Genomic DNA, 13,743 nt, shown 5'->3' on the forward strand with positions numbered 1-13,743 from the left:
CTGCGGGGAAGAGGTTCAACTTCCCCGGCCGGACGTGCTATAATGTACAGGCGAGATTGCAGGCTAGGAGATTTGAAAACATGGCTCAGTATACCCCAATGATTCAACAGTATCTGGCGATCAAGCGTGAGTACCCGGATACTTTCTTATTTTTTCGTTTAGGTGATTTTTACGAACTGTTTTTCGACGATGCCATCACCGCCTCGCGTGAGCTGGAGATTACGCTGACCGGCCGGGACGGCGGCGGGGACGAGCGTATCCCGATGTGCGGTGTGCCGCATCACTCGGCTGACGCCTATATTGCCGAGCTTTTGAAAAAAGGGTACAAGGTGGCTGTCTGCGAACAGGTGGAAGACCCGAAAGCGGCCAAGGGTGTCGTCCGCCGCGAAGTGACCCGCGTCATTACCCCGGGGACCATGATGGAGGGGAAATGGCTGACGGACAAGGAAAACAACTACATGGCGGCGATCGCCGAAGCGGACGGCCGAATGGGTATTGCCGCCTGTGACATGAGCACGGGCGAGATGTACGTCACCTCGCTGTTTGGCACGGCGGGAGCCGCGCTGGACGAGGCGATGCAGTACCGGCCGAAGGAACTGGTGGTGTGCGGTCTGTCGCAGGACCTGAAGCCCGACATGCCGGTCACGTACATAGAAACCGGGGCGGTGAACGCATTTGCCGTCGATCAGCAGTATCAGGATCAGGCGCGCGAGCTGGATCTGGCGATGCGCCTCGCGGTAAATGCGCTCCTGCACTACATCGGTTCCACGCAGAAGCGAAGTTTGTCCCACATGAGGCTGATCAAGCGCTATGACGCCAAGCAGTACCTGCAGATGGACAACTTTTCCCGGCGCAACCTGGAGCTGACCGAAACCATTCGCGACAAGTCCAAAAAAGGCTCGCTGCTGTGGCTGCTGGACCGTACCGAGACAGCCATGGGCGGACGTCTTCTGCGCCGCTGGATTGAGCGGCCGCTGTTGAACAAAAGCGAACTGGAAGCACGGCTGGATGCGGTGGAACATTTGAAAGGGGATATGCTGCTGCGTTCCGACGTCCGCGCCTGCCTGGATCGGGTCTACGATCTGGAACGCTTGGCGGGACGTGTCTCGTACGGCAACGCCAACGCCCGCGACCTGGTGCAGCTTCGCTTGTCGCTGGAAGCGGTGCCTGAACTGCGGCAGCTTCTGCTGAACGCCGGCTCCCGCGTGCTCACCGAACTGGCCGAAGGGATGGACGAGTGCGCCGACATCGCTGCTTTCCTGCGGTCGGCGCTGGTTGACGACCCGCCGGTTTCCGTGCGCGAAGGCGGTCTGATCCGGCCCGGCTATGACGAGTACCTGGACAAGCTGCACACGGCAAGCCGCGAAGGCAAGAACTGGATTGCCCAACTGGAACAGGCGGAGCGGGAAGCAACCGGCATCCGTTCGCTGAAGGTAGGCTTCAACAAGGTGTTCGGCTACTACATCGAGGTATCCCGTGCCAACCTGGCAAACGTGCCGGCCGGCCGCTACGAGCGCAAACAGACACTGGCCAATGCCGAACGGTTCATCACCCCGGAGCTGAAGGAAAAAGAGGCGCTCATCCTGGAAGCGGAAGAAAAGATGGTGGAGCTGGAGTACCAGCTGTTTACCGCCATCCGCAGCGAAGTGGCCACCCACATTCCCCGCCTGCAGGGGCTGGCTGAACGCATTGCCGCCGTGGACGTGCTGCAGGCATTTGCCACTGTCAGCGAGGAGCGCGGCTATGTGCGGCCCGAACTCGTCACGACCGGCGAGTGCGTCATCCGCGAAGGGCGCCACCCGGTCGTGGAAGCGGTGCTGGATCGGGAAAAATACGTCGCCAACGACGTGGAGATGAACCAGTCGGACAGACAGATCCTGCTCATTACCGGCCCGAACATGGCCGGAAAGAGCACGTATATGCGCCAGATCGCGCTCATCGTCATCATGGCGCAGATCGGCTGCTTTGTTCCGGCGAAAGCGGCGAAATTGTCGCTGGTGGACCAGATTTTTACCCGGATCGGTGCAGCCGACGACCTGGTCGGCGGACACAGCACCTTCATGGTGGAAATGCTGGAGACCAAACACGCCTTGCAAAAAGCGACCGCGCAAAGCCTGATCCTGCTGGACGAGATTGGCCGCGGCACGTCCACCTATGACGGAATGGCGCTGGCGCAGGCAGTGATCGAGTACATTCGCGAAAAGATCGGAGCCAAGACGCTCTTTTCCACGCACTATCACGAGCTGACCGGCCTGGAAGAGTCGCTTCCCGGCGTGGTCAATGTGCACGCCCGCTGCGAAGAGCGTGACGGCAAGCTCTTGTTTCTGCACAAAATCGAGCCGGGACGGGCGGACAAAAGCTACGGTATCCACGTGGCCGAACTGGCGGAGATGCCCGGCCGGGTGATTGAGCGGGCGCGGGAGATTCTCGCCGGACTGGAAGCGAATGCAGCCGCGACATCGGCACAGGAGGTGCAGATGACCTTGGACGCGCTGTGGGCGGCTCCTGTGTCCGCAGCGAAGGAGGAGCCCGTGTCCCGCCTGTCGCCGGATGAAGAAACCGTGATGGCAGAGCTGCGCGAACTGGATTTGAACCAGATGACGCCGATGGAAGCCATGCTGAAGCTGTATGAGTGGAGACAGCGCCTGAAAAAAACGTAACGGGCCGATCCAAGGAGGAGATCGATGGGACACATTCAAGTGCTCGATGAGCATCTCGCCAATATGATCGCTGCCGGTGAAGTGGTGGAGAGGCCGGCTTCGGTCGTGAAAGAACTGGTGGAAAACGCGGTGGACGCCGGAGCTAGCGCGATCGAGGTGCACGTGGAAGAAGGCGGGCTGCAGCTCATCCGCGTGGTGGACAACGGCCACGGCATGGACCGGGAAGACTGCCAGCTGGCCTTTGAACGGCACGCGACCAGCAAGATTCGCACGACACGCGACCTGTTCCGGATTCGCACCCTGGGGTTTCGCGGCGAGGCCCTGCCCAGTATCGCCGCTGTCTCCCGGATGGAACTGACGAGCAGTCCCTCCAGCAGCCAGGTGGGGACGCGCCTGACGATCGAGGGTGGCCAAATTACGAACATTGCCGACGCCGCCACAGTCAAAGGGACGGATATTTGCGTGCGCGACCTGTTTTACAACACGCCGGCCCGGTTGAAGTACATGAAGTCGATCGCCACCGAAATCGGCCATATTTCCGACTACGTCAACCGGCTGGCGCTGACGTACCCGTCCATCGCCTTTACCCTGACGCACAACGGCAAAGTGCTCCTGCAGACCTCCGGTGACGGCAAGCTGCTGCACGTGATGGCGGCGATTTACGGCGTCCAGGTGGCCAAACTGCTGCTGCCGATCAGCGGGGAGACGCTGGACTTCCGCTGGACCGGCTTCGTCTCCAAGACGGAAGTGACGCGGGCCAATCGCTCCTATCTGTCCACGCTGGTCAACGGCCGGTACGTCCGCCACTTTGGCCTGAACAACGCCATCCTGCGCGGTTATCACACGCTGCTGCCGATCGGGCGCTATCCGATCGTCACGCTTCAGATCGAGATGGACCCTTCGCTCGTCGACGTCAATGTCCATCCCGCCAAGCTGGAGGTTCGGTTCAGCAAGGAAGATCAGCTGCTGGGCGCCATCGAGCGTTCCGTCCGGGAGACGCTGCGTCAGGGGCTGGAGATCGTCCGGCCGATGGCAGCCGAGCGTAAGGCAAAAGTGGTGGAACAGGTGGTGCAGCCGCAGTTTGACCTGCAGCTGCCCAAACCGGGAGCGGCGAGCAGCCAAAGCATCTCCCGTGCCGTCGATCTTGAGGCCAGTCCGCGTCTGCGGGAGTGGTTGGCACGGCAGGAGGCCCCGTCACAAGCGCGCTCCCCGCGGCTGGGCGGAGATGCGCCAGCTGACGCCACGGTCGTAAAGGAATCGGGTGGGGAGTACGCGGGTCTAGCACAGGAGCGGCCTGCATCCGTTCCGCTGCAGGGAAATGCGGCAGCGGGAGAATTGACTGCAACTTCAAAAGCACTCGGCACGTCTCATAGAGAGGGCAGCGCGTCGGCCGGTACAGACGGCGGGCTGGAAACACCTGCAGCCGATAATCATTCGGCTTCCCTGGTGCCGGCAGAAACCGCACCGATGACGGCAGATGGCCTGCAGACAGAGCAGCCTGCTGTCCAGTTCCCCGCTCCCGAGGCGGAACCAGCCGCTGCACAGCCTGACGGCGACAGATCGGCCGTGCCCCTGCTTTTTCCGGTCGGACAGGTACACGGCACCTACATCGTGGCGCAGAACGATAACGGCATGTATCTGATTGACCAGCACGCAGCGCAGGAGCGGATTTTCTACGAGTATTTCATGGAAAAACTGAAGCAGGAGAGCGTCGCCAGCCAGATGCTGCTCTTTCCCCACACCGTGGAGTGCACGGCTCAGGAAGCGGTGAAGCTGGAGAAAAAGCTGCCCCTGCTGCGTTCGTTTGGCCTCGACATCGAGTCGTTTGGCGGTCGAACGTTCATTGTGCGGGGCCATCCTCACTGGTTTCCGGAGGGCAGCGAACTGGAAGTGATCGAAGAGCTGATCCAGTTTGTGCTGGAGACGGGCGAGGCGGCTGAAGCAGACATACGGGCGATGCGGGAGAAGGCGGCGATCATGATGTCCTGCAAGGCTGCCATCAAGGCCAACCGCTATCTGACCCATGCGGAGATGGAAAGCTTGCTCAATACGCTCCGCGAAACGACCAGTCCGTTTACATGTCCGCACGGCCGGCCGATCATCATCCACTTCTCCACATACGATTTGGAGAAAATGTTTAAACGGGTGATGTAGATGCTGATTACCACCGGACTGAAACCCAGCGAGGAGACGCGCCGCCACGCAGCTGAACTGGCTGCACAGTTTGGCCTGCCGGTCATTGAGCGGGGCGATTGTTCGATTGAGGAGCTGCGTCGGCGCTACAATGAGGCGGAGGTGCTGATCGTCACCGCCAAAGGGGTCCGCCTGGAAGCAGAGGGGAAGAGCCCGTTCTTTTTTCATCCGAACACGGCCGTCTTTCGTATAAAGCGGATGGAGCGCGGCGATACTGATACTATGCTTGCCGCTTGCCAAATTCAACCAGGTGACAGCGTGCTGGACGCCACACTCGGCCTGGGTGCCGACGCGATCGTCTTTTCCCACGCTGTCGGCCGAACAGGCAGGGTGGTCGGGATTGAATCCGAAAAGCACATCGCGATACTGGTCGCAGACGGATTGCGTCACTATCCGACCGACTCAGAGGCGCTGCGCGAGGCGATGGGCCGGATCGAGGTGAGACACGGCCACCATCTCGACATCCTGAAAGACCTGCCGGACCGATCGTTTGACGTAGTTTACTTCGATCCGATGTTTGAGCGGACGGTACACGACTCCACCGGGATTGCCGGCATTCGCGAGCACGCCAACATGGCCCCGCTGGATGCGGAGGCGGTGGCGGAGGCGCTCAGAGTTGCCAAACGGCGCGTCGTACTGAAGGAAGGCAAAGCGGGACGGTTGTACGAGCGGTTCGGGTTTACCCCGTTTCGCACGCGCGGCCATCAGGTCGTGTACAGCTATAAAGAGACAGATGGAGGGGAGTGACTTTGCCACCAAAGGAAAAACTGGTCGTGATCGTCGGCCCGACCGCCGTGGGCAAGACGGAGCTGAGCCTTGAGCTGGCCGAATGCTTCGACGGCGAAATCATTTCCGGCGATTCCATGCAGGTCTACCGCGGCATGGATATCGGGACGGCCAAGGCGACGCCGGAAGAGCGGGCGCGCGTGCCGCACCACCTGATCGACATTATCGATCCGGATGAAGAGTACTCTGTGGCGCTGTTTCAAAAAGCGGCGACACGGCTGATCACCGAGATAAATGCGCGCGGAAAGCTGCCGTTTATCGTCGGCGGCACCGGCCTCTACATCGAGTCGGTCACCCACAGCTTTCAATTCGCCCAGGCGGAGCAGGACCCGGAACTGCGCAGCCGGCTGCAGCGCTTGGCCGAGACGGAGGGAGCGGAGGCCCTTCATCGACGGCTTGCCGCGATTGATCCGCTGACAGCGGAACGGCTTCACCCCAACGATGTGAAACGGGTGATTCGCGCTTTGGAAATTTATGAATTGACCGGCACCAAAATGTCTGATTTTCAACATCGGGCCCAGCATTCCCCGTACGATCTGCTGATGATCGGATTGACGATGGAACGGCACGTGCTGTACGAGCGCATCAACCAGCGCGTGGACAAGATGCTGGAAGCCGGTCTGGTGGACGAGGTGCGCCGTCTGTTGGATCAAGGGTACGGCTCGGCGCTGACGTCGATGCAGGGGCTGGGTTACAAGGAATTGATTCCGTATTTGTACGGAGAGATCACGCTGGAGAAGGCGGTCAACGACATCAAGCAGCGGACCCGCCATTTTGCCAAGCGCCAGCTGTCCTGGTTTCGGCGCATGTCGGAGGTGCAGTGGTTTGATCTGACCGATCCCGCCGAGCGTCCGAAGATCGTCCAAACAATCAAGCAGATATTGGCAGGAAAGTTTCAGCGATTGCCGAATATATAACATACAAGTCCTTTTAGGGGGTAATGAACATGAAACAGTCGATCAACATTCAAGATACGTTCCTGAACCACTTGCGGAAGGAGAACATCGCTGTCACCATCTACCTGGTAAACGGGTTTCAACTGCGCGGCTACATCAAAGCGTTTGACAACTTTACCATCGTGATTGACAGCGAAGGTAAGCAGCAGCTTGTATACAAGCATGCCATTTCCACGTTCACGCCGCAGCGTCCCGTGTCGCTCATGTCTCAAGACAACAATCAGCAAGCATAGCGTCACACCAACGAAGCCGGGATCTTAGCCATCCGGGCTTTTTTCACTGTCAGGGACAGGTTTGCTGGTTCCGGCACGCAAAAAAACAGGTGCAGCAGACAGGATGAAACAGCCTATAAGTTTACATAAAATATCTTATGGAGAGTGGGTTCTTTGCCGTTCACGTTTGCCCACCCGGCGATCGTGCTGCCCTTCTGGCGCGTTCGCTGGCTGTCTTTTACCGCACTGGTCTTTGGCAGCATGGCGCCCGATTTTGAATACTTTTTCCGGTTGAGGCCGTACAGCGCGGTCAGTCATACCCTGGTCGGCCTGTTTGTGTTTGATCTGCCGCTCAGTTTTCTGTTGGCCTTACTTTTTCACCGCATCGTCAAGCGCCCCCTGGTCGCCTGCCTGCCCGCCCCGTTTGACCGGGGGCTGGGATACGCTGCGGCCAAGCCTTGGATGATCGGTTCGCTGCGCGATGGGCTGGTCTTTTCCTATTCGGCGGTAATCGGCAGTCTCACCCATATCGTCTGGGACGCGTTTACCCATCAGGGGGCGTTCATGGTCAGCCGCCTGCCGCTTCTGCAACAACGGGTGCCGCTTCCTTTGGCGGGCTTGGACATACCCTTCTACAAGCTGCTGCAGCACGGCAGTACGCTCATTGGCTTGTCGCTGATTGCGCTGGCACTCTGGCGGATGGTGCATCGCGGGCAGGCAATGGTGGTCGGCGGGAGACGTCTTTTGGTCCGGATAAAATGGCTGTATTGGCTGGGTGTGGGCGGATGCGGCCTGTTCGCGGCTGCCGCGTGGGTATGGAGCGCTGGCGGCGCATGGACGATGGCGCGTCTGCTGGGCGGCGTCGTGCCGTTTCTCTCCGGGTGCATGGCCGGACTGCTGGTCATGTCATGGTTTTTCAACCGGATTGGCCGGGCGGGTGTCCACAGGTATACGTCCCTGTAGAAAAAAATGGGCAGGTCTGCCAGCCCCATGCGTATACTTAATGTATGACCATGAGGCAGGTGATCGCTGGTGAAACCGTCGGGCAATCAACCGCCGGCTGATTCCGTGACAGACAAGGCTCCTAACCGCATCCAGGTAGTCTTTCGCCGGCCGGAAAAGGTCAAACGTCCGGAAACATTGGCCGACAAGGTACGCACTACCGCACCCGGCAATGTGGCCGCCGCCTTCGACGAGCTGGAGCGACTGATCGGTTTGCGTGAAGCCAAAAAGCTGATGTACGAGATCCACGCGCTGCTGAGGGTAAACAAGGAGCGGGAAAAACACAACCTGAAGCTGGAGAAGCAAGTTTACCACATGGTGTTCAAAGGAAATCCGGGCACCGGCAAGACGACGGTCGCCCGCTTGTTTGGCAAACTCTTTCGCGAAATGGGCATTTTGAGCAAGGGACATCTGATCGAAGTGGAACGGGCCGATCTCGTCGGCGAATTTATCGGCCATACCGCGCAAAAGACGCGCGAGCTCATCAAAAAGGCGCTTGGCGGCATCTTGTTCATCGACGAGGCGTACTCCCTGGCGCGCGGCGGAGAAAAGGATTTTGGCAAGGAAGCAATTGATTGTTTGACAAAGGCACTGGAAGACCACGGCAATGATTTTATCTGCATTCTGGCGGGCTACACCGATGAGATGGATGCATTTCTGGAGCTGAATCCCGGATTGCCTTCCCGCTTTCCCATTCAACTGCGGTTTGCCGACTACACGGTAGACGAACTGATCAGCATTGCCGAGTTGATGGTGGAGGGAAAGGAATACAAGCTGTCACCCTCCGCCAGGGAAAAGTTGCGACACCATCTGATGCGCAAGCGCAACGATGTGTTTGAAGTCAATTTCAGCAACGCCCGCTATGTTCGGAACGCCATTGAACAGGCCATCCGCAGACAGGCAGTGCGGCTATTGGACGTGGCGGAACCGACGCGCGACGAGGTGATGACGCTGCTGCCGGAGGATTTTGTCTGGCCCGCTTCCTGACAACCGGATGAATTGTGGTATGATAGGGTGGGAAAGGACGTGAATACGTGGACGATGTGATCAAACGTGTTGAAACAGCCATTCTGGTCGGCTGTTTTTTGGATAACCGCGATGCGGAGCGGGCACGTCTCTCAATGGAGGAACTGCACGAGCTGGCGCGGACGGCCGGCGTCGACGTGCTTGACGTGGTCACCCAAAACCGCGAGCGCATCGATCCCGCCTGGTATCTGGGCAGCGGCAAGATACAGGAGATCGCCCACCGCGCGCAGGAACTGGACGTGGATCTGGTCATCTTCAACGACGAGCTGTCGCCCAGTCAGACCCGCAACCTGGACACGGTGTTCGACTGCAAGGTAATCGACCGCACCCAGCTGATCCTGGACATTTTTGCCGGACGGGCGCAGTCCCGGGAGGGCAAGATCCAGGTGGAACTGGCCCAGTACAATTACCTGCTGCCGCGCCTGGCGGGACAGGGCAAGCAGCTCTCCCGCCTGGGGGGCGGGATCGGCACGCGCGGGCCCGGGGAGACCAAGCTGGAGAGCGATCGGCGCCACATCAGACGGCGAATCAGCGAACTGAAGCAGCAGCTGGCCGACATCGTGCGCACCCGCCAGCTTCACCGGGAGCGGCGCAAGAAAAACAGCGTCTATCAAATTGCGCTGGTCGGCTACACCAACGCCGGCAAATCCACGCTGTTAAACCGGCTGACCTCCGCGAACACCCTGCAGGAAGACAAACTGTTTGCCACCCTCGACCCGACGACGAGGCAGCTTTCCCTGCCAAGCGGCATGGAGGTGCTGCTCACGGATACCGTCGGGTTTATCCAGGATTTGCCGACAACGCTGGTGGCTGCTTTCCGCTCTACGCTGGAAGGCGTTCAGGAAGCTGATCTGATCCTGCATGTGGTGGACAGCCACCATCCCGATCTGGAAATCCACATGGAAGTGGTGGAGCGCATCCTGCGTGAGCTTGGGGCGAACGAAATCCCGCAGCTCGTGGTGTTCAACAAGGCTGATTTGATACCCGAGGGCACGTACTTGCCGCCGGTGGACGATTCCATTCTCATCTCCGCGCTGCGAGATGAAGACTTGCAGCGGCTGTTGGAGCGCATCGAAACGTACGTCTACGCTTCCTTTGACCGGATCAAGCTGAAAGTGCCGGTAGAGCGCGGAGACATCGTGTCGCTGCTGCACCGCGAAGGTATCGAGATGGAGCAGACGTTTGACGAAGCGAATGCCGCGTATCTGATTACCGTACGCATCAACCGGGACCATCCCATCTACGGGAAAGTTGTCCCGTTTCTCCTGGACAAGCCAGAGATTGCAGAAGAGAGTTGGTAGGAACGACAATGTTTTCATTATTCACCCATGGAGAACGGCTGCGCCCGATCGTGCAGGAAGTCGAAGCAATGATTGCCGGGCGGCATCAGGAGATTGCCGCCCTGGTCGACTACAACCAGTTGAAGGTGCTCCGTTCGTTTCAGAAGCATGAAGTAAACGAGTTTCACTTTGCGCCGTCGACGGGATACGGCTACGATGACACGGGCCGTGCGACGCTGGAAGCGATTTATGCGGACGTGTTTGGCGGGGAGGCGGCCTTGGTCCGGCCGCACATCATCTCCGGCACGCACGCGATCGCCATCTGCCTGTTCGGCCTGCTCCGTCCCGGCGACGAACTGCTGTACATCACCGGCAAACCGTATGACACGCTGGAAGAAGTAGTAGGTGTGCGCGGCGAGGGACAAGGCTCGCTGAAGGACTATGGCATCGGGTACCGCTATGTGCCGCTGACGCCGGAGGGGGAAGTTGACTTTGCCGCTGTGGCCGAGGCGATCACCCCGAATACAAAGGTGATCGGCATCCAGCGTTCCCGCGGATACGCTGATCGTCCGTCGTTTACCATCGCCAAGCTGGAAGAGATGATTCGCTTTGTCAAAGGGCGGAATCCGGAACTGATCGTCTTTGTGGACAACTGCTACGGAGAGTTTACCGAGGAGCGGGAGCCGCTGCAGGTGGGCGCGGACATCATGGCAGGTTCGCTGATCAAAAACCCGGGCGGCGGTCTGGTCAAGACCGGCGGATACATCGTCGGCAGACAGGACCTGGTGAAGCTCGCTTCCTACCGGATGGCCGCTCCCGGCATCGGCGCGGAGGGAGGAGCGTCGCTGTACTCCCTGTTGGAAATGTACCAGGGCTTTTTCCTCGCTCCTCATGTGGTTGGCGAAGCGCTCAAAGGGGCGATTTTTTCATCCGCACTCTTGGAGCGGCTGGGCTTTCGGACCAATCCGCTGTGGCACGAGCCGCGCACCGACCTGATCCAATCGGTCGAATTTGGTTCGGCGGAGCGATTGATCGCGTTTTGTCAGGGCATCCAGAAGGCGGCACCGGTCGATTCCCACGTCACCCCTTATCCGAGTGACATGCCCGGATACGCCGATCCGGTCATCATGGCGGCCGGCACGTTCATCCAGGGGGCGAGCATTGAGTTTTCCGCAGACGGCCCGATTCGTCCGCCGTACCTGGGCTTCGTGCAGGGCGGTTTGACCTACTCCCATGTCAAGGTGGGCATCCTGACCGCGCTGGACCTCCTGTTAGAAAAAGGGCTGCTGGAACTGCCGAATACGTAGGCGTCGCAGACCGGCGTGAACGAGTCAATTGCCTGCAAACGGGGAGCGTTGCAAGAGACGCTTCCCGTTTTTTCGCGTTGATTTGCCGAAAGATGCATCATTTTGTGTAATCTTTTCTAACATCCATTGACAGGATTCTTAAAAACGCATACAATACAATCAAGGATTGAGAAGAGGAGGGACACGTCATGAGTGATGACATTCGTCGAAACATGGCTCTCTTTCCAATCGGGATCGTCATGAAGTTGACCGATCTGACCGCCCGGCAAATCCGTTATTACGAGCAAAACGGACTGATTCAGCCGGCACGTACGGAAGGGAAGCAGCGACTCTTCTCCTTTAACGACGTCGATCGCTTGCTGGAAATCAAGGCGCTGATCGAAAAAGGACTCAACATCGCCGGCATCAAGCAGGTGCTGCAGATGCAGCAGTCCGCCGCGGAAAAGACGGAGATCACTGCCACTTCCGAGGCCAAGCGGAAGGAAATGTCCGAAAAGGAACTGCATCAGCTTTTGAAGCAGCAAATCATGTTTAACAACGCGACTCGCCACGGCGAGAATGCGTTGATACGTGGAGAGCTTTCGCGCTTCTTCCACTAATACAAGCCAACAAACGCGATAGGAGGAGAGAAACGTGAGCAAGTACACCAAGGAAGACATTTTGCGTCTGGCCCATGAGGAGGATGTCAGGTACATCCGCCTGCAGTTTACCGACCTGATGGGGGTCATTAAAAACGTGGAGATTCCGCTCTCCCAACTGCCCAAGGCACTGGACAACAAAATGATGTTTGACGGTTCGTCCATCGAGGGCTTTGTGCGTATCGAGGAATCCGACATGTACCTGGTGCCGGATCTGGATACCTGGGTGGTTTTCCCGTGGGGCACCGAGCACGGCAAAGTGGCACGTTTGATCTGTGACGTCTACATGCCAGACGGCACCCCGTTTGAAGGGGACCCGCGCTATATCCTGAAACGTGCACTGAAGGAAGCAGAAGAGATGGGCTTCACTGCTTTCAATGTCGGTTCGGAACCGGAGTTTTTCCTCTTCAAGATTAACGAGAAAGGGGAACCGACACTCGATCTGAACGACCAGGGCGGTTATTTTGACTTCGCGCCGCTCGACCTTGGTGAAAACTGCCGCCGCGACATCGTGCTTACCCTGGAAAAAATGGGCTTCGAAATTGAAGCATCCCACCACGAAGTAGCACCGGGTCAGCACGAAATTGACTTTAAATACGCCGACGCGCTGCAGGCGGCTGACCAAATCGTCACCTTCAAACTGGTGGTGAAAACCATTGCCCGTCAACACGGCCTGCATGCGACGTTCATGCCGAAGCCGCTGTTTGGCGTGAACGGTTCCGGCATGCACGCTCACCAATCTCTCTTCCGCAACAAAGAAAATGCGTTCTACGACGAATCTGATCCGCTGGGCCTCAGCCAAACGGCTAAACACTACCTGGCCGGCATTCTGCACCATGCACGCGGATTTGCCGCCATCACCAACCCGCTGGTGAATTCTTACAAGCGTCTGGTGCCCGGCTATGAAGCGCCGTGCTATGTGGCCTGGTCGGCGAAAAACCGCTCCCCGCTGGTACGCATCCCGGCTTCCCGTGGTTTGAGCACGCGGATTGAAGTGCGCAACCCGGACCCGGCTGCCAACCCGTACCTGGCTCTCGCTGTCATGCTGAAAGCAGGGCTGGACGGCATCAAGAAAAAACTGGAGCTGCCGCCGTCGGTGGACCGCAACATCTACGTGATGACCGAAGAAGAGCGCGAAGCTGCCGGCATCGAAAGCCTGCCGGCAACCCTGAAGGAAGCGATCGACTGCCTGAAGGCCGATCCGGTCATCTGCGAAGCGCTGGGTGAGCATGCCCTGGTACACTTCACCGAGGCAAAAGAAATCGAATGGGATATGTTCCGTACCCGCGTCCACGATTGGGAACGCGAACAATACATGAACACCTACTAATCAGCGAACCCCCTTTGCCTGTTGGAGCGGGGAAGTTCCGGGAGTGGGGCCGAGTGATGGCCCTGCTCCTTTTTGTTATTTTTGAGGACGAGGGCGTATGGGCTCCAGAGAGCAAAAAAAAACAGCAGCCCCATGGCAGGGGCTGCACAGCGTGTAGACAAAGTCCGCGGCACATGGGAGATCGGGCCCGCTCGCTCGCTTGACGCCCAGCACAGAAGCGAATGATGTCCGCTCCAAAACGAGACGCGGGCAGGGGACAAACATCTGGGTATTTCGAGGAAGTGAGACTTGTGTCCCCTGTTGATTCCCGCGTCTTCGTTTTTCCGCTGAGCAGGTCGTCAAAGGAGCTCGCT

General features: G+C 58.6%; 11 protein-coding genes. All 11 read left to right on the forward strand.

Features of this window, described 5'->3' with window-relative positions; all coding sequences use genetic code 11:
- Nucleotides 1-80: 80 nt before the first annotated feature.
- The 11 genes from mutS (at nt 81) to glnA (ending at nt 13,390) form a co-directional block, all read left to right on the forward strand.
- A complete protein-coding gene (gene mutS / locus ETC00_RS04375) occupies nt 81-2,660 on the forward strand; it encodes a DNA mismatch repair protein MutS (protein WP_171564729.1) in 2,580 nt (859 codons plus the stop codon).
- A 24-nt stretch (nt 2,661-2,684) separates the two neighbouring features.
- The gene (mutL, locus tag ETC00_RS04380) at nt 2,685-4,814 is read left to right on the forward strand and encodes a DNA mismatch repair endonuclease MutL (RefSeq protein WP_171564730.1); all 2,130 of its coding nucleotides are present in this window, start codon (nt 2,685-2,687) and stop codon (nt 4,812-4,814) included.
- Entirely contained in the window at nt 4,815-5,600 is a 786-nt protein-coding gene (locus tag ETC00_RS04385) for a class I SAM-dependent methyltransferase (RefSeq protein ID WP_171564731.1), read from the forward strand.
- Nucleotides 5,597-6,556 carry a tRNA (adenosine(37)-N6)-dimethylallyltransferase MiaA gene (miaA, locus tag ETC00_RS04390; protein WP_171564732.1) on the forward strand — a complete coding sequence of 320 codons (960 nt, stop codon included), beginning with the start codon at nt 5,597-5,599 and terminating at the stop codon, nt 6,554-6,556. The genes ETC00_RS04385 and miaA overlap by 4 nt, the downstream gene beginning before the upstream one ends.
- A 29-nt stretch (nt 6,557-6,585) precedes the next feature.
- The gene (gene hfq / locus ETC00_RS04395) at nt 6,586-6,828 is read left to right on the forward strand and encodes an RNA chaperone Hfq (RefSeq protein WP_171564733.1); all 243 of its coding nucleotides are present in this window, start codon (nt 6,586-6,588) and stop codon (nt 6,826-6,828) included.
- Between the two features lie 153 nt (nt 6,829-6,981).
- Nucleotides 6,982-7,770 carry a DUF4184 family protein gene (locus ETC00_RS04400; protein ID WP_171564734.1) on the forward strand — a complete coding sequence of 263 codons (789 nt, stop codon included), beginning with the start codon at nt 6,982-6,984 and terminating at the stop codon, nt 7,768-7,770.
- A 69-nt stretch (nt 7,771-7,839) separates the two neighbouring features.
- Nucleotides 7,840-8,796 (forward strand): AAA family ATPase, encoded by a 957-nt coding sequence (locus ETC00_RS04405; RefSeq protein WP_171564735.1) that lies wholly within the window; start codon nt 7,840-7,842, stop codon nt 8,794-8,796.
- Between the two features lie 47 nt (nt 8,797-8,843).
- On the forward strand, nt 8,844-10,136 hold the full coding sequence (gene hflX / locus ETC00_RS04410; protein ID WP_171564736.1) for a GTPase HflX: 1,293 nt from the start codon (nt 8,844-8,846) through the stop codon (nt 10,134-10,136).
- A gap of 8 nt (nt 10,137-10,144) precedes the next feature.
- Nucleotides 10,145-11,422: a methionine gamma-lyase family protein gene (locus tag ETC00_RS04415; RefSeq protein ID WP_171564737.1), complete on the forward strand. Its 1,278-nt coding sequence runs from the start codon at nt 10,145-10,147 to the stop codon at nt 11,420-11,422.
- Between the two features lie 188 nt (nt 11,423-11,610).
- Nucleotides 11,611-12,021, forward strand: a complete 411-nt coding sequence (locus tag ETC00_RS04420) for a MerR family transcriptional regulator (protein ID WP_171564738.1) — start codon at nt 11,611-11,613, stop codon at nt 12,019-12,021.
- A 34-nt stretch (nt 12,022-12,055) separates the two neighbouring features.
- Nucleotides 12,056-13,390, forward strand: coding sequence for a type I glutamate--ammonia ligase (gene glnA, locus ETC00_RS04425; RefSeq protein WP_171564739.1), 1,335 nt, complete (start codon nt 12,056-12,058; stop codon nt 13,388-13,390).
- The last annotated feature ends 353 nt before the right edge of the window (nt 13,391-13,743 follow it).

Origin of the sequence: Brevibacillus sp. MCWH, assembly GCF_013096935.1 — a bacterium.
GTDB classification, from domain to species: Bacteria; Bacillota; Bacilli; order Brevibacillales; family Brevibacillaceae; genus Brevibacillus; species Brevibacillus aydinogluensis.

Bases quoted from the DNA above. Each gene is read 5' to 3' on its own strand.
- mutS (WP_171564729.1), top strand. From the start codon at position 81: ATGGCTCAGTATACCCCAATGATTCAACAGTATCTGGCGATCAAGCGT.
- ETC00_RS04420 (WP_171564738.1), top strand. From the start codon at position 11,611: ATGAGTGATGACATTCGTCGAAACATGGCTCTCTTTCCAATCGGGATC.
- hfq (WP_171564733.1), top strand. From the start codon at position 6,586: ATGAAACAGTCGATCAACATTCAAGATACGTTCCTGAACCACTTGCGG.
- ETC00_RS04385 (WP_171564731.1), top strand. From the start codon at position 4,815: ATGCTGATTACCACCGGACTGAAACCCAGCGAGGAGACGCGCCGCCAC.
- ETC00_RS04415 (WP_171564737.1), top strand. From the start codon at position 10,145: ATGTTTTCATTATTCACCCATGGAGAACGGCTGCGCCCGATCGTGCAG.
- mutL (WP_171564730.1), top strand. From the start codon at position 2,685: ATGGGACACATTCAAGTGCTCGATGAGCATCTCGCCAATATGATCGCT.